We start from the raw sequence: 15,067 nt of genomic DNA, 5'->3' as shown, positions 1-15,067 counted from the left end.
TTCCTTTGACCCGGATCTTCAGCGCGGCTTGATCAGCCAGCGCTAGAGATCATCCATCCAATTGTCCTTCGGCCGCATTTTCCAGCGTGTAGTCCTCTTCCACAATCGGCATCCGCGATGTTGCAGGAGCAGCCGTTGCAGGTTTTACCGAGGCGCCGTCGTCATTGCTGGCAGTTTGGGGCATCAGGTTGATGCCAAATTTGTTGCCAACGGGCTTTTGCCCAGGTGTCGGCGAGCTGATGGTGATAAGGGTCGCTTGATCTTTACGACGCAAAGGCATGACCACACTGGTATCGGCATTCTGGTAGCTGGCCATGGTGGCCAGCGCGATACCCACGAACGGCGAGGCAGCACCGGTATCGCCCAAACGCTGGGTCAGGTCGTAACCCTCGCGGGAGTCGAGCAGATCCAGGGAACTGCGGGCAGCCGTCAGCGCAGGAAGCAATTCGGCCAGTGGCGTGCTGTTCAGACCGCCGTCGTAGAACACCCGGGCTGGTGCTGGGGTAACGGCATCAGTGGCTTTTTTCCAGCCAGCAGTCAATTGAGCGGTCAAGGCTTCGCGCTTGAGACGCTCGCCGTTGTCCGGGCGTTGCAGGGAAACACTGACCGGACGATGGATCCTGGCCAACACTGGTAAGGCGTCCCACTGTTCAAAGGCGCGTTCGGTCCAGGGTTGCGGGATGAATTCCGAAGGCTGAAACTCGACAGCAGGTTTACGCCAACCCCAACCGGTGAACTCGGGATCGATCTTGTTCTTGTTGACCTTGGTGAAGGGGGCGTAATAACGCAGCCATTCGACACGTTCGGGGCGGCCGACGACCAGGGCGACCATTGCGTCGGTGAGCTTGTCAGGCTGGCGTTGATCCTTGCACTGCTTCAACGAATAGACACCGACGCGCAGGCGGTAGCTCGGCCCTTCCCCATCAACTGGACCCGGACCTACCGCTCCAACCTGAGTACCCACTATGACGATGAACTGGGCGCACGCTGGATCACGCGCCTGGACCTTGTGAGCGAAGGTTTGCGCTACCGCGCGGCCGATGGGCGTCGTTTCGACTACTCACTGCTCAACGTGGGTGAAGACCAGGGTGATCGAGTGGAGAACCTGACGCTGATTAGCATCAGCGACAGGCAGATCGCTCTGTGCCTCAGCCTTGATCGTCGGGAAACCTATCGACGCGATGGGAAGCGATTCCTGCCTGTATAGATCAAGCTTCGGGGCAGTGCCCCCATACTGCTCTGGCAAGGCGAAGGTCCCGATCCTCGCGCCATCCATGAATGGGCCGACGATGGCAGTTTCGAAATGCACCTGGTGTGGGACAGCAAGAATTGAAGTGTTTTGCAACTGAACGCGTTGTCACCGTCACCTGGACGGCGTCGGTCATGAGGCCTTCGAAAGTACCTCAGTTTGAGGCTGGAAAGGGCGTATGGGGCGGGGGCGGTCCACCACAAGCCGCCACATTGCGCGCGAGCCCGTCGATATCACCTAGAGAATAATCAGGACGGTAATCCGTGCCTGCCGAGCAGCCATATTCCAGAACGCCATCATGAGCCCTGGAACCGAGGCAAGGGCTGGATACTTGTCTCGATGCTCACCGCTCCAGCAACGAACCGATTCAGCGCTGCCCGGATTCAAGCCTTTTGAGAAGGACTCAATTCCTGGATTTGAAAGCGCTGAATGGTGCTGGATATCAGTGAAACCCGCAGAAACGAAAAAAGGACCCTAAGGTCCTTTTTTCGATCGCTGCAGAATTCGTGGAACTCTGCAGCGCTATGTTTGGAGCGGGAAACGAGACTCGAACTCGCGACCCCGACCTTGGCAAGGTCGTGCTCTACCAACTGAGCTATTCCCGCAACGTCTTGGTGTTGCGCATTCTATAGAAATCCGAATGCGCGTCAAGCCTTTGATTCAAAAAAACTTATTTTTTCTCGTTGTCAGTTTTCAGGTGCGGCCAGGCGGCCCGCAGATACTGCAGCATGGACCACAAGGTCAGGCCCGCTGCCGCCAACAGCAAGGCGTAACCCACCAGCACCCAGAAACTGAAGTCCGAGGGATTGGCCAGCAAAATCACCAGCGCCAGCATTTGCGCCGCCGTTTTCCACTTGCCCATGTTCGATACCGCCACCTGCGCGCGGGCGCCGAGCTCGGCCATCCACTCGCGCAACGCCGAGATGACGATTTCACGACCGATGATCACCGCGGCGGGCAAGGTCAGCCACAGGTTGTGATGCTCCTGCACCAGCAGCACCAGCGCCACCGCCACCATCAGCTTGTCGGCCACCGGGTCGAGGAACGCACCGAACGGCGTGCTCTGCTGCAGGCGCCGCGCCAGGTAGCCGTCCAGCCAGTCGGTGGCGGCCGCGAAGGCAAAGACTGAACTGGCGGCCATGTAGCTCCAGCTATAGGGCAAATAGAACAGCAAAATGAAAATCGGGATGAGCAGGACGCGCAGAACGGTGATCAGATTAGGGATATTCATCGGCACAACTGGCTACGAGGTGATTGGGCATTCTACTCGCTGTGCAGGTTTGCATAAATCAACTCCGCGAGCTTTTTACTGATTCCCGGTGCTTTGGCAATCTCGTCGATGCTTGCACGGGACAGTTCCTGCAATCCACCAAAATGTTTGAGAAGGTCCCGCCGACGCTTCGGCCCGACACCCGCCACCCCTTCGAGGGTCGAGGTACGCCGGGTCTTGCCACGCCGTGCGCGGTGACCGGTGATCGCGAAGCGATGAGCTTCATCGCGGATTTGCTGGATCAGGTGCAGCGCCGGCGAGTCACCCTTGAGGGTGAATTCGTGGGCCGCGTCGTTCAGGTACAGGGTTTCGAAACCGGCCTTGCGGGTCGCGCCCTTGGCCACGCCGAGCAGGATCAGGTCCGGCACCGCCAGTTCGTTGAGTACATCCCGAGCCATGGACAACTGGCCCTTGCCGCCGTCCACCAGAAGGATGTCCGGCAACTTGCCCTCACCGTCCTTGAGCTTGCTGAAGCGCCGGGTCAGGGCCTGGTGCATCGCGGCGTAGTCGTCGCCGGCGGTCACGCCTTCGATGTTGTAGCGCCGGTAGTCGGACTTCAGCGGCCCTTCCGGCCCGAATACCACGCAGGAGGCTACGGTGGCCTCGCCGCTGGAATGGCTGATGTCGTAGCACTCCAGGCGCTGCGGCGGCTCGTCCAGGTTCAGCACCTCGGCCAGGGCTTCGAAACGTGCGGCCACGTGCTGGCGGTTGGCTAGGCGCGCGCTCAGGGCCTGCTCGGCGTTGGTTACCGCCAGTTGCTGCCAGCGGGCGCGGGTGCCGCGTACCCGGTGGCTGATGGTCAACTCGCGCCCACGCAGCTCGTCAATGGCGGCGATCAGAGTCGGGAAGTCCTCATGGACCACGTTGACGATCAACTCGGAAGGCAGGTCGCGCTCCGGGCTGCTGACAAAATACTGGCCGAGGAACGCCGACATGACTTCGGCCACGTCTTCCTCGATACCCACCTGGGGAAAGAAGTTCTTGCTGCCCAGTACCCGGCCGCCGCGCACGCTGATCAGGTGCACACAGGCGCCGCCCGGGTTGACGAAGGCCGCCACCACATCCACATCGCCCGTGCCACCTTCCATGCTCTGCTGGTCCTGGACCCGACGCAGGAGGGAGATCTGGTCCCGCAGTTCAGCGGCCTTTTCGAAATCCAGGGTGCTGGCGGCGGCCTCCATGGCGGTGGAGAGCTCGTCGGTCAGGGCATTGCTGCGCCCTTCCAGGAACATCACCGAGTGGCGCACGTCCTCGGCATAGACCTCAGGCTCCACCAGGCCGACGCAGGGCGCCTTGCAGCGTTTGATCTGGTACTGCAGGCAGGGCCGCGTACGGTTCTTGTAGTAGCTGTCCTCGCACTGGCGGACCATGAAGGTCTTCTGCAACAGGCTGAGGCTCTCGCGGATGGCGCCGGCGCTGGGATAAGGGCCGAAATACTTGCCCTTCTGCTTCTTCGCCCCGCGATGGATGCTGAAACGCGGAAAGTCGCCGTCCGAAAGAAACACGTAGGGGTAGGACTTATCGTCGCGCAGGAGAATGTTGTACGGCGGCCGCCATTCCTTGATCAGCGTCTGCTCCAGCAGCAGCGCTTCGGTTTCATTGGCGGTGATGGTGGTTTCGATCTGCGCGATACGCGCCACCAGGGCGGCGGTCTTCGGCGCCTGGCCGGTCTTGCGGAAATAGCTGGAGAGCCGGTTCTTCAGGTTCTTGGCTTTACCGACGTAAAGCAGGCGTGCATCGCTGTCGAACATGCGATACACACCGGGGCGGCCACTGCAGGTAGATAAAAAAGCACTGGGATCAAACAGGTCGGTCATTTCAGAGGCTGGCATCAACCATGCCGTGACGAACCGCCAATAGCGTCAACTCGACATCGCTGCTGATCGAGAGCTTCTCGAAAATGCGATAGCGGTAGGTATTCACGGTTTTCGGCGACAGGCACAGCTTGTCGGAGATGATCTGCACCTTCTGGCAGCCGACAATCATCAGCGCAATCTGGATCTCCCGTTCCGACAGGGCGTCGAACGGTGAATCACTGGAAGGCTGGAATGACTTGAACACCAATTGCTGAGCGATCTGCGGGCTGATATAGCGCTGGCCGGCAAATACCAGGCGGATGGCCTGGACCATTTCGTTCAACCCGGCGCCCTTGGTCAGATAGCCCGCCGCGCCCGCTTGCAGCAAACGGGTAGGAAAGGGATCTTCCTCGCAGACAGTGACCGCCACGACCTTGATGTCCGGATGACTGCGCAGCAGTTTGCGCGTGGCTTCGAGGCCGCCGATGCCTGGCATCTTGACGTCCATCAGGACCACATCGGGCTTCAGCTCCCGCGCCTTGAGCAGGGATTCTTCCCCTGACTCCGCCTGCCCGACTACTTGCAGGCCATCGATGTCAGCCAACATTCGTGTAATGCCCGTACGAACGAGATCATGGTCATCGACTACTAGCACCCTTATCAAGCAGACACCTCGCGATATGGTCTTTACAGGTTGCCCGACACCTTAGCAAAAAAGCGGCGTACAAACCTAATCACAAGCGCTATATAAAAAACATCCGGGGGCAATAACGGTCCAACCGCCGTGCGTATCGGAAGAGGCCAGCGCCCCTCACTCTCGCACCTGGGCCTTTCGCCTCTCGCCCTGGCTTGCCGAAAGCTCGGCCAGGGTACTGGTCAGGCGGCAGATAGCATCCTGATCCTCCTTGAACAGCGCCCGATAGCAATCCAGGACCTTTTCCTCGGTCTGACTCAGCCCGCCGCTCTGGATCGGGATCCGGCTGCCGGTCAGCACATACAGCACATCCACCCCTTTTGCCGCCACCCGGGACAGATAATCCGCCTTGGGCGCACGATCACCGCTTTCATATTTACCCTGGGCGTTGGCTTCAACCCCGCCTATTTCACCAAAAACTTTCTGCGACAGTCCCAGGCGTTCTCGCTCCTGCCTCAACCGCGAACCGATTCCACTCATTTGGATGTATGATCCCATCTGATACACCCCAAGGGGGTGTCATACTCTTCAAGCATTGAACAAATTTGAACGGTTTTGAACTATGCCCGGTATCCGCACTGCCGCACAAGCCAAGGCCTGGCTGGAACATCAAGGTAAATCGGTTCAACAATTCGCTCGTGAACACGGGGTTGATCCGGCCACTACCTATCAGGTACTGGCAGGCCGCAAGAAAGGCAAACGAGGGGAAGCACACAAGGTCGCGGTGCTACTGGGAATGAAGGACGGCATTATCCTCGAAGATGTGCCCGCGATAGATCCCAACGCACAATAGAGCCAGCAGAACGGCGTTGCGCTCAGGCGTCGCCAAGCCTTCCGGCAAGCGAATCAGACAAGCGCTCCATGCGCCAGAAGCAATCATCCTCTCCCACTACCCGCAACCCCATCCGTTCATACAGCCGCTGTGCGGGATTGCCCTTGAACACGGTCAGGCGCAACAACCCTCGGCGCTCCTGACGAGCCAGCTCCAGCACCTGTTCCAGCGTCCAGGCCCCGGCGCCCTGCCCCCGGAAAGCCTCCAGCACATGCAACTCGCGGATATACAGCGCCTGCGCATCCCGGCTCAGGCTGACAAACCCCAGCACCCGTGCACCCTGGCAGATCAGCAGGTTCCTGCGACCGGCCCAGGCCACATCGAAGGCTTCGTCCTGCCACAGCAAGTCGTTGCGAATGTAATAGCCGAGCATGGTGGAACGGGTCAGGTCGCGGGCGAACGCCAGGTCCGAATCAACCGCCGGACGTAATGAAAAGCCGTCCATCAATGGCTCACCTCCAGCACCTGTGCCTGCCATTGCCCAGTACCACCCCGGACAATCAACAAAGCCTCGCCCACACCCTCGACGGCGCCCAGCAACTGCCCCCGGGCATCCCAGGCCGCGCTGCGTCCGGCGCAGGCCCAACCACCGCTGGGGCCGCCGTGGTTGGCCATCAGCACCAGCATCCCGTGCTCCTGGGCGTATCCCTGGAGCAGCGCACTATCGGCAGCGTAGCCACCTTCGCTGATCAAGACTCCGGCAGCATAGATCCCGGCGCCGGCATCGGCCGCCGCCTGCACATGGCTGGCATGGCAGAAATCCGCGCAGACCGCCAAAGCCACGGTTTCGCCACCGATAGGCAAAGGGGCGCCGCCCTGGCCTGCGACAAAAGCGCGCTCTTCTCCTGCATGCAGGTGCTGCTTGGTGTAGACCGCCAACGAACCGTCGCCTCCCAGCACCAGAGCGCCAATCAGCGCCGGCCCGTCAACAGACAGGCGGATCGGCATTCCCACCACCGCCGTCAGTTCCAGCTCCCGGGCCAGATCCCGCAGTGGCCGCAACTGCGGTGCATCCGGCATCAGTGCCAGTTCGGCCGCCAGTTGCAGTTCGTAGCCGGTCAGCGATAGTTCGGGAAACACCAGCAACTGCACGCCCTGTGCCGCCGCCAGTTGCATCAACTGCTGATGCCGGGCCAGATTGGCCGGCAAATCGCCCGCGATGGACACCGATTGGGCAGCAGCGAGGGTCACTACGGACATGAACATTCCTTGGAGGGCAAACAGTCGGGAGTAGCGAGTGTGGCATAAATCCCTTGCAGGCTTAATCCATAGCCGCCGCGTGCTGCGCCGATAGAAATTACTGATTGAATCCCGGCACCAGCCTCTAGTAAGCTCGCCCCCACTTTACGGAGAAACCCATGTTGTCCAAGACCCTTTCCCTGCACCGCCACACTGCCAGCGCACTGCGTTCGGTCGCGGCTGCCTGGGTCAACGGCACTCGGGCTCCGGCCAGCTTTTATTTTGGGTATTGGTTTAGCCACTGGCGCGCCTGATACCCAACCGGCGCCCACTCCAACGGGTCGCCTACCAGAGAAATCTCAACCCCCGGTCGGCCTCCCGACCGGGGGTTTTGTTTTTTCCGGCACTGCATTTTCAACCACGACTTTCAGCGACACATCGAACTTACTGAGGATTGCTCCATGAACTACTCCACCTATTACCGCTACGACATGTTTTGCGCCTGGCGATTTAGCAGCCTCCGCTCGGGACAGCCTGCCGCCTCCGATCGGTCACCTACCGGTGGCAATTGCACACTTGTGGCCAGTACGGCCAATTGTCGAACACCCCAGTAGGGCCGCGCGCGGGATACAACCCGCCGCCCGCCCAGGAAGACCGCACATGAACTCGTCCGTATCCGCCCTGCCCCTGTCCGCCCACGTCAGCGCCAATGAAACCCTGACCCAGCGCCTGCCCAGCGCCCTGGAGCTCAAGCAGCAACTGCCGCTATCCCTGGCCTTGAACCAACAAGTCGCCACTCACCGCCAAGCGGTGCGCGCCATCCTCGAAGGTCGCGACCCACGCCTGCTGGTAGTCGTCGGCCCCTGCTCCATCCACGACCCGCAATCGGCCCTGGAATACGCCGCCAACCTGGCCCGCCTGGCCGATGAAGTGCGCGACCAGATGCTGCTGGTGATGCGCGCCTACGTGGAAAAGCCCCGCACCACCGTCGGCTGGAAAGGCCTGGCCTACGACCCCCGCCTGGATGGCAGCGACGACATGGCCGGTGGCCTGCACCTGTCCCGTGAACTGATGCGCGAGATGCTGCGCCTGGGCCTGCCGATTGCCACCGAACTGTTGCAACCCATGGCCGCCGGCTACTTCGATGACCTGCTGAGCTGGGTCGCCATTGGTGCGCGCACCACCGAATCGCAGATCCACCGCGAGATGGCCAGCGGCCTGGACATGCCCGTGGGTTTCAAGAACGGCACCGACGGGGGCGTCGCTATCGCCTGTGACGCCATGCGCTCGGCGGCCCACCCGCACCGCCACTTCGGCGTCGACAGCCAGGGCCACCCGGCGGTCATCCAGACCCCAGGCAACCCCGACACCCATCTGGTGCTGCGCGGCGGCCATCGCGGGCCCAACTACGACCGCAAGAGCGTGGCCCAGGTCCAGCAGGACCTGCAGAAGCTGAAGATCCCGGCGCGGATCATGGTCGATTGCAGCCACGCCAACAGCGGCAAGGACCCGCTGCGTCAACCGGCGGTGTTCAACGAGGTACTGGAGCAGCGCTTGCAGGGCGATACCTCGCTGATGGGGGTGATGCTGGAAAGCCACCTGTTCGAAGGCTGCCAGCCCCTGAGCGCAAACCTGCGCTACGGCGTCTCGGTGACCGACGGCTGCCTGGGCTGGAGCGCCACCGAACAATTGCTGCGCAATGGCGCGCAACAACTGCGACACGCAGACAAGGCCGCAGCCGTCCCCGCCTGAGCAGCACCGCCCCCGTAGAAGCTGGCTTGCCAGCGAAGGCGTCCTCAAGAGCAGCGTCTCCTCCAAGGACCTCTTCGCCGGCAAGCCGGCTCCTACAGGACCCTCACCATTCATCCCCCGCAGGCGCCAGGCGGCAATGCCTTGAAGGAACTTTGAGAAGAAATAGCCACCTGAATCCGGTAGGCTCTCAACTTTCTTGAAAGGAGCAACATCCATGGCCAAAGCCACTGCCCGTCACATCCTGGTTGCCAGCGAAGCCAAGTGCAACGAACTCAAAGCCGAAATCGAAGCCGGCGCCGACTTTGCCGAAGTCGCGAAAAAGAACTCCACCTGCCCTTCCAGCCGTGACGGCGGCAACCTGGGCTCCTTCGGCCCAGGCCAGATGGTCAAGGAATTCGACACCGTGGTGTTCAGCGCTCCGGTAAACGTGGTGCAAGGCCCGGTGAAAACCCAGTTCGGCTACCACCTGCTGGAAGTCACCAGCCGCCAGGACTGATCCCCAAGCGCCTGCGTCTGCTCAACGGCCCGCCTTTTGGTGGGCCGTTGCGCATGGGCGCCAGGTTCTGCCCAAAGCGGATGCGGCTGGCCAGTCACGTGCCGCTAGCGTACAAATCGTGGTCATCGATCACCCGGCTCCTAAGGCTGACAATGCGACTGCTTTCCTCCACCGTGCTTTTCACCGCCCTGCTGCTGGGCGCCGCGGGTGCCCAAGCCGCACCGCAACACGCCATGACGGTCTACGGCGAACCAGCCAAGTACCCCCAGGGTTTCAGCCACTTCGACTACGTCAATCCCCAGGCCCCCAAAGGCGGGACGTTGCGCCGCTCGGCCATCGAAATCGGCCGCTTCGACCACGTACTGCCCTATATCGACAAGGGCATCGGTGTCTCCCAGCTCGACGGCCTGGTCTATTCGCCCCTGGCCCTGCGCTCCCTGGATGAGCCCTACACCGTCTATGGCCTGGTGGCCGAGAAGATGGAGCGTGCCGAAAACGGCCTGTGGCTGCGCTTCTACCTCAACCCCAAGGCGCGCTTTGCCGACAACACGCCGATCACCGCCGAAGACGTGCGCTACAGCTACGACCTGCTGATGACCCAGGGCAGCATGCGCTACCGCACCCAGTTCGAGGACGTCAAAGGCGTCACCGTGGAATCACCGCGGGTGGTGCGCTTCGACTTCAAGAACAACGAAAACCGCACCCTGCCCCTGGATATCGCGACCCTGCCGGTGTTCCCCGAACACTGGTGGAAGAGTCGCGACTTCGCGAGCGGTGGCGGCTATGAAGCGCCCCTGGGCAGCGGCCCCTACCGCGTGGCCAAGGTCGACTCGGGCAACAGCATCACCTTCGCCCGCAACCCCGACTGGTGGGGCAAGGACCTGCCGGTCAGCCGCGGCCTGTACAACTTCGATCATTTCAGCGTCGAGTATTTCGGCGATATCGACGTCGCCCGCCAGGTGCTGCGCGGCGGCGCCTACGACTACAACCGCGAATTCTCCGCCACTGGCTATTCCATTGGCTACGACAGCCCGGCACTGAACGACGGTCGCTTGCAAAGGGCCCACCTGGCGCAATCGGCGCCGCAACCGGCCCAGGGTTATGTGTTCAACCTCGACCGGCCGGTGTTCAAGGACCGCCGAGTGCGCCAGGCCCTGGCCATGCTCTGGGATTTCGAATGGAGCAACCGGCAGATGATGCGCAACCTCTACATCCGCCAGCAGAGTTTCTTCTCCAACACCGCCCTGGCGGCCCGCAGCCTGCCGGATGCCGAGGAGTTGAAGATCCTCGAACCGCTGCGCGGGCAGATCCCCGACGAGGTCTTCACCCAGGTATTCGAGGCACCGAAAACCGACGGCAGTGGCGTGATCCGTGACAAGCAACTGCAAGCCCTGGCCCTGCTGGAGCAGGCCGGCTGGAAGCCTGAGGGCGACAAGCTGATGAATGCCCAGGGCGAGCCCCTGAGCTTTACCTTCCTGATCACCCAGGGCTCCATCGAACGCCTGCTGCTGCCCTACAAGCGCAACCTGGCGCAGATCGGCATCAGCCTGAACATCCGCCGCATCGACTCCGCCCAGTACGTCAACCGCCTGATGGCCCGGGACTACGACATGATCGTCACCGGCTACCCGGTGACCACCTCGCCGGGTATGGAGCTGTACAACTACTTCGGCTCCGCCGCGGCCAACGACCCCGGTTCCAACAACTACATGGTGCTCAAGAACCCGGCCGTCGATAGCCTGGTCAGCGGCCTGGTGAAAGCCACCAGCCAGCCGGAGATGCTGCGCTACGCCCATGCCCTGGACCGGGTGCTGCAGTGGAACTACTACTGGATTGCCAACTACTACCCGCCCGGCACCTCCACGGTGTGGTGGAACCGCTTCGGCATCCCCAAGGTGCCGGCGAGCAACGATGAAGCCATCGAAAGCTGGTGGGAAGTCAGCAGCAGCGCACTGACCGACGAACAAATGGCCGCCGAGCTGATCCGCCGTGGCAAACCCGGAGGGCGCCACTGATGCTGGCCTACATTCTGCGGCGCCTGCTGCTGATCATCCCGACCCTGTTGATCATCCTTCTGGTGAACTTCGTCATCGTCCAGGCCGCCCCCGGCGGCCCGGTGGAACAGGCCATCGCCCGCCTGCAGGGCATCGGTGGCGGCGCCGCTGTCGGCGGTTCCGCCGATGCCATGAGCAGCAGCGGCTCCCGGGCCAGCCGCGGCCTGGACCCCAAGCTGATCCAGGACATCGAGAAACAGTACGGCTTCGACAAGCCGGCCCATGAACGCCTGTGGCTGATGCTCAAGAACTACGCCCAGCTGGACTTCGGCAAGAGCTTCTTTCGCGGCGCCACGGTCACCGACCTGATCCTGGAAAAAATGCCGGTGACCATCTCCCTCGGCCTCTGGGCGACCCTGATCACCTACCTGGTGTCGATCCCCCTGGGGATCCGCAAGGCGGTGCACCACGGCAGCCATTTCGACATCTGGAGCAGCACCGCGATCATCATCGGCTACGCCATGCCGGCCTTCCTGTTCGCCATGTTCCTGATCGTGCTGTTCGCCGGCGGCACCTCGCTGAACTGGTTTCCGGTGCGCGGCCTGGTCTCGGACAACTTCGAGCAGTTGAGCACCCTGGGCAAGGTCGCCGACTACTTCTGGCACCTGGTACTGCCGGTCAGCTCCCTGGTGATCGGCGGCTTCGCCACCCTGACCATCCTCACCAAGAACTCCTTCCTCAACGAGATCACCCGCCAGTACGTGGTCACCGCCCGGGCCAAGGGCCTGAGCGAGCGCCGGGTGCTGTATGGGCATGTGTTCCGCAACGCCATGCTGCTGGTGGTCTCGGGCATTCCCCAGGCCTTTATCAGCGTGTTCTTCGCCGGCTCCCTGCTGATCGAGGTGATCTTCTCCCTCGACGGCCTGGGCCGCATGAGCTATGAGGCCGCGGTGTCCAGGGACTACCCGGTGGTGTTCGGCTCGCTGTTCATCTTCACCCTGTTCGGCCTCTTGATAAAACTCATCGGCGACCTGTGCTACACCCTGGTCGACCCGCGCATCGACTTCGCCGCGAGGAACGCCTGATGCTCACGCTTTCTCCTTTGGCGCGCCGGCGCTTCGACCGTTTCAAGAAAAACCGCCGCGGCTGGTGGTCGCTGTGGCTGTTCATCGGCCTGTCCATCCTGACCCTGGGCGGCGAGCTGATCGCCAACGACAAGCCGCTGGTGGTCAGCTACCAGGGCTCGCTGTATTTCCCGGTGCTCAAGCGCTACACCGAACAGGAATTCGGCGGCCAGCTGCCGTTCCAGGCCGACTACCGCAGCGACTACGTGCAGCAACTGATCCGCAAGGACGGTGGCTGGCTGCTGTTCCCGCCGGTGCCCTTCAGCGAAGACACCCCCAACTACGACCTGACCCAGCCGGCCCCGAGCCCGCCGAGCAAGGTCAACTGGCTGGGCACTGACGACCAGGCCCGGGATGTGCTGGCACGGGTGATCTACGGCGCCCGGGTGTCAATCCTGTTCGCCCTGGCCCTGACCGCCATCAGCGCCCTGATCGGCATCGCCGCCGGCGCCCTGCAGGGCTACTACGGCGGCTGGGTCGACCTCCTGGGCCAGCGCCTGCTGGAGGTCTGGTCCGGGTTGCCGGTGCTCTACCTGCTGATCATCCTCTCGGGCTTTGTCGAGCCTAACTTCTGGTGGCTGCTGGGGATCATGGCGCTGTTCTCCTGGCTGGCCCTGGTGGACGTGGTACGTGCCGAGTTCCTGCGCGGGCGCAACCTGGAGTACGTCAAGGCTGCCCGGGCCCTGGGGCTGAGCGACCGCAAGGTAATCCTGCGGCACATCCTGCCCAACGCCATGAACGCCACCCTGAGCTACCTGCCGTTCATTCTCACCGGGGCCATCTCGACCCTCACCGCCCTGGACTTCCTCGGCTTCGGCATGCCCGCTGGCAGCGCCTCCCTGGGCGAATTGATCGGCCAGGGCAAGCAGAACCTGCAGGCGCCGTGGCTCGGGCTGACGGCGTTTTTCACCCTGGCGCTGATCCTCTCGCTGCTGGTCTTCATCGGCGAGGCGTTGCGCGATGCCTTTGATCCTCGATCTTGAAGCGGACTGTAGAAATGACTGAAAACCTGATCGAAATCCGCCAGCTCAACGTCGCCTTCGGCGCGCAGACCGTGGTCCGCGACCTGAGCCTGGATATCCGCCCCGGCGAATGCCTGGCCCTGGTGGGGGAATCCGGCTCGGGCAAGTCGGTGACCGCCCATTCGATCCTGCAACTGCTGCCGCAGACCGGCTGCAGCGCCACCGGCAGCGTGCGCTATCGCGGCCAGGAACTGATCGGCGCCAGCCCGGCGACCCTGCAACAGCTGCGGGGCAACCGCATCGCCATGATCTTCCAGGAGCCCATGACCTCCCTCAACCCGCTGCACAGCGTGGAAAAGCAGATCGGCGAAACCCTGCTGCTGCACCGCGGCCTGGGGGGCAAGCAGGCCCAGGCGCGGATCCTCGAACTGCTGGAGCTGGTGGGCATCCAGAAGCCCCGGGAACGGCTCAAGGCCTACCCGCATCAACTTTCCGGCGGCCAGCGCCAGCGAGTGATGATCGCCATGGCCCTGGCCTGCGAACCGGAACTGCTGATTGCCGACGAACCCACCACCGCCCTGGACGTGACCGTTCAGCGCAAGATCCTGCTGCTGCTCAAATCCCTGCAACAGCGCCAGGGCATGTCCCTGCTGCTGATCAGCCACGACCTCAACCTGGTGCGACGCATCGCCCAGCGGGTGTGCGTGATGAAAGCCGGGGAAATCGTCGAGCAGGCCGACTGCGACACCCTGTTCAACGCGCCAAGGCATCCCTACAGCTGCGAACTGTTGCACGCCGAACCCGAAGGCGAGCCGCTGTGCCGCGACAACCGGGAAACCGTGCTGGAGGTGGACCACCTGCGCGTCGAATTCCAGATCGGCGGCGGCCTGTTCCGGCGCAAGGAGTACCTGCGGGCAGTGGACGGCATCAGCCTCAGCGTGCAGCAAGGCAAGACCCTGGGAATTGTCGGCGAGTCCGGTTCGGGCAAGTCCACCCTGGGCCAGGCGATCCTGCGCCTGCTGGATTCCGAAGGTAGCATCCGCTTCCAGGGCCAGGCCCTGGACGGCCTCAACCAGAAACAGCTACGGCCCTGGCGCAAACAGATGCAGGTGGTATTCCAGGACCCCTTCGGCAGCCTCAGCCCACGCATGTCGGTGGCGCAGATCATCAGCGAAGGCCTGGAAGTGCACAGCCAGTACGATGCCCGCCAGTGCGACGAGCAGGTCATCCGCGCCCTGGAGGAAGTCGGCCTCGACCCCGACAGCCGCCACCGCTACCCCCACGAGTTCTCCGGCGGCCAGCGCCAGCGCATCGCCATTGCCCGGGCCCTGGTGCTGAAGCCGGCGCTGATTTTGCTGGACGAACCCACCTCGGCCCTGGACCGCACCGTGCAGAAGCAAGTGGTGGCCCTGCTGCGTCAGCTGCAGGAAAAGTACGGCCTGACCTACCTGTTCATCAGCCATGACCTGGCGGTGGTGCGAGCCCTGGCCCACGACATGATCGTGATCAAGGACGGCCAGGTGGTGGAGCGCGGCGCCAGCCACGAGGTATTCGAAACCCCCCAGCACCCCTACACCCGGGAACTGCTGGCCGCCGCCCACCCCGGCTGAGCCAGCAAAAGCGCCCGCCAGATCTGCGCCTCATCCAAAGGCCCTTTCGCCGGCAAGCCGGCTCCTACGAACACCGTCCCACCTGTAGGAGCTGGCTTGCCAGCGAAGG

Annotated in this window: 14 protein-coding genes, 1 tRNA gene and 1 pseudogene; 8 read left to right on the top strand and 8 right to left on the bottom strand. The window is 62.6% G+C overall.

The window, feature by feature from the left end; genetic code table 11:
- Positions 1 to 42 precede the first annotated feature (42 nt).
- A pseudogene (locus KCG88_RS02590) lies at positions 43 to 859 on the bottom strand (DUF2875 domain-containing protein); the annotation flags it as partial.
- Here KCG88_RS02590 and KCG88_RS02585 point away from each other — a divergent pair.
- Positions 860 to 1,207, top strand: coding sequence for a DUF6531 domain-containing protein (locus tag KCG88_RS02585; protein ID WP_210711669.1), 348 nt, complete (start codon positions 860 to 862; stop codon positions 1,205 to 1,207).
- 571 nt (positions 1,208 to 1,778) lie between these two features.
- Here KCG88_RS02585 and KCG88_RS02580 read toward each other — a convergent pair.
- The 5 genes from KCG88_RS02580 to KCG88_RS02560 form a co-directional block, all read right to left on the bottom strand.
- A tRNA-Gly gene (locus KCG88_RS02580) sits at positions 1,779 to 1,854 on the bottom strand.
- Positions 1,855 to 1,919: 65 nt separating this feature from the next.
- On the bottom strand, positions 1,920 to 2,480 hold the full coding sequence (gene pgsA, locus KCG88_RS02575; RefSeq protein ID WP_011061839.1) for a CDP-diacylglycerol--glycerol-3-phosphate 3-phosphatidyltransferase: 561 nt from the start codon (positions 2,478 to 2,480) through the stop codon (positions 1,920 to 1,922).
- 32 nt (positions 2,481 to 2,512) lie between these two features.
- Positions 2,513 to 4,336: an excinuclease ABC subunit UvrC gene (uvrC, locus tag KCG88_RS02570; protein WP_047287545.1), complete on the bottom strand. Its 1,824-nt coding sequence runs from the start codon at positions 4,334 to 4,336 to the stop codon at positions 2,513 to 2,515.
- Position 4,337: 1 nt separating this feature from the next.
- A complete protein-coding gene (gene uvrY / locus KCG88_RS02565) occupies positions 4,338 to 4,979 on the bottom strand; it encodes a UvrY/SirA/GacA family response regulator transcription factor (protein ID WP_011061841.1) in 642 nt (213 codons plus the stop codon).
- A gap of 147 nt (positions 4,980 to 5,126) precedes the next feature.
- Positions 5,127 to 5,489 (bottom strand): helix-turn-helix transcriptional regulator, encoded by a 363-nt coding sequence (locus KCG88_RS02560; protein ID WP_011061842.1) that lies wholly within the window; start codon positions 5,487 to 5,489, stop codon positions 5,127 to 5,129.
- An 82-nt stretch (positions 5,490 to 5,571) separates the two neighbouring features.
- On the opposite strand from KCG88_RS02560, the gene KCG88_RS02555 reads away from it, so the two are divergent.
- Positions 5,572 to 5,802 (top strand): DNA-binding protein, encoded by a 231-nt coding sequence (locus tag KCG88_RS02555; protein ID WP_047287553.1) that lies wholly within the window; start codon positions 5,572 to 5,574, stop codon positions 5,800 to 5,802.
- Positions 5,803 to 5,824: 22 nt separating this feature from the next.
- Here the strand turns inward: KCG88_RS02555 and KCG88_RS02550 are convergent, their stop codons facing one another.
- The gene (locus tag KCG88_RS02550; RefSeq protein WP_047287555.1) at positions 5,825 to 6,286 is read right to left on the bottom strand and encodes a GNAT family N-acetyltransferase; all 462 of its coding nucleotides are present in this window, start codon (positions 6,284 to 6,286) and stop codon (positions 5,825 to 5,827) included.
- Complete coding sequence (locus KCG88_RS02545) at positions 6,286 to 7,041, bottom strand: carbon-nitrogen hydrolase family protein (RefSeq protein WP_047287557.1); 756 nt, start codon at positions 7,039 to 7,041, stop codon at positions 6,286 to 6,288. Before KCG88_RS02545 ends, KCG88_RS02550 begins: the two co-directional genes overlap by 1 nt.
- A 639-nt stretch (positions 7,042 to 7,680) precedes the next feature.
- Between KCG88_RS02545 and KCG88_RS02540 the strand changes: the two genes are divergently transcribed.
- The 6 genes from KCG88_RS02540 to KCG88_RS02515 all read left to right on the top strand — a co-directional run bounded on the left by KCG88_RS02540 (position 7,681) and on the right by KCG88_RS02515 (position 14,958).
- A complete protein-coding gene (locus KCG88_RS02540; protein ID WP_210711668.1) occupies positions 7,681 to 8,772 on the top strand; it encodes a 3-deoxy-7-phosphoheptulonate synthase in 1,092 nt (363 codons plus the stop codon).
- Positions 8,773 to 8,986: 214 nt separating this feature from the next.
- Positions 8,987 to 9,268 (top strand): peptidylprolyl isomerase, encoded by a 282-nt coding sequence (locus KCG88_RS02535; RefSeq protein ID WP_007924449.1) that lies wholly within the window; start codon positions 8,987 to 8,989, stop codon positions 9,266 to 9,268.
- A gap of 152 nt (positions 9,269 to 9,420) precedes the next feature.
- Complete coding sequence (locus KCG88_RS02530) at positions 9,421 to 11,283, top strand: extracellular solute-binding protein (protein WP_210711667.1); 1,863 nt, start codon at positions 9,421 to 9,423, stop codon at positions 11,281 to 11,283.
- Positions 11,283 to 12,347, top strand: a complete 1,065-nt coding sequence (gene yejB, locus KCG88_RS02525) for a microcin C ABC transporter permease YejB (RefSeq protein ID WP_011061848.1) — start codon at positions 11,283 to 11,285, stop codon at positions 12,345 to 12,347. Before KCG88_RS02530 ends, yejB begins: the two co-directional genes overlap by 1 nt.
- Positions 12,347 to 13,369: an ABC transporter permease gene (locus KCG88_RS02520; protein ID WP_210711666.1), complete on the top strand. Its 1,023-nt coding sequence runs from the start codon at positions 12,347 to 12,349 to the stop codon at positions 13,367 to 13,369. Before yejB ends, KCG88_RS02520 begins: the two co-directional genes overlap by 1 nt.
- 14 nt (positions 13,370 to 13,383) lie before the next feature.
- Entirely contained in the window at positions 13,384 to 14,958 is a 1,575-nt protein-coding gene (locus KCG88_RS02515; RefSeq protein ID WP_210711665.1) for an ABC transporter ATP-binding protein, read from the top strand.
- Positions 14,959 to 15,067: the final 109 nt, after the last annotated feature.

Origin of the sequence: Pseudomonas sp. MWU349 (genome assembly GCF_017947325.1) — a bacterium.
GTDB classification, from domain to species: domain Bacteria; phylum Pseudomonadota; class Gammaproteobacteria; order Pseudomonadales; family Pseudomonadaceae; genus Aquipseudomonas; species Aquipseudomonas protegens.
Note: the sequence above shows the minus strand (reverse complement) of the source record. Positions and strands in the feature narration are given on the sequence as shown.

Bases quoted from the DNA above. Each gene is read 5' to 3' on its own strand.
- pgsA (WP_011061839.1), bottom strand. From the start codon at position 2,480: ATGAATATCCCTAATCTGATCACCGTTCTGCGCGTCCTGCTCATCCCG.
- uvrC (WP_047287545.1), bottom strand. From the start codon at position 4,336: ATGACCGACCTGTTTGATCCCAGTGCTTTTTTATCTACCTGCAGTGGC.
- KCG88_RS02560 (WP_011061842.1), bottom strand. From the start codon at position 5,489: ATGAGTGGAATCGGTTCGCGGTTGAGGCAGGAGCGAGAACGCCTGGGA.
- KCG88_RS02555 (WP_047287553.1), top strand. From the start codon at position 5,572: ATGCCCGGTATCCGCACTGCCGCACAAGCCAAGGCCTGGCTGGAACAT.
- KCG88_RS02550 (WP_047287555.1), bottom strand. From the start codon at position 6,286: ATGGACGGCTTTTCATTACGTCCGGCGGTTGATTCGGACCTGGCGTTC.
- KCG88_RS02545 (WP_047287557.1), bottom strand. From the start codon at position 7,041: ATGTCCGTAGTGACCCTCGCTGCTGCCCAATCGGTGTCCATCGCGGGC.
- KCG88_RS02540 (WP_210711668.1), top strand. From the start codon at position 7,681: ATGAACTCGTCCGTATCCGCCCTGCCCCTGTCCGCCCACGTCAGCGCC.
- KCG88_RS02535 (WP_007924449.1), top strand. From the start codon at position 8,987: ATGGCCAAAGCCACTGCCCGTCACATCCTGGTTGCCAGCGAAGCCAAG.
- KCG88_RS02530 (WP_210711667.1), top strand. From the start codon at position 9,421: ATGCGACTGCTTTCCTCCACCGTGCTTTTCACCGCCCTGCTGCTGGGC.
- yejB (WP_011061848.1), top strand. From the start codon at position 11,283: ATGCTGGCCTACATTCTGCGGCGCCTGCTGCTGATCATCCCGACCCTG.
- KCG88_RS02520 (WP_210711666.1), top strand. From the start codon at position 12,347: ATGCTCACGCTTTCTCCTTTGGCGCGCCGGCGCTTCGACCGTTTCAAG.
- KCG88_RS02515 (WP_210711665.1), top strand. From the start codon at position 13,384: ATGACTGAAAACCTGATCGAAATCCGCCAGCTCAACGTCGCCTTCGGC.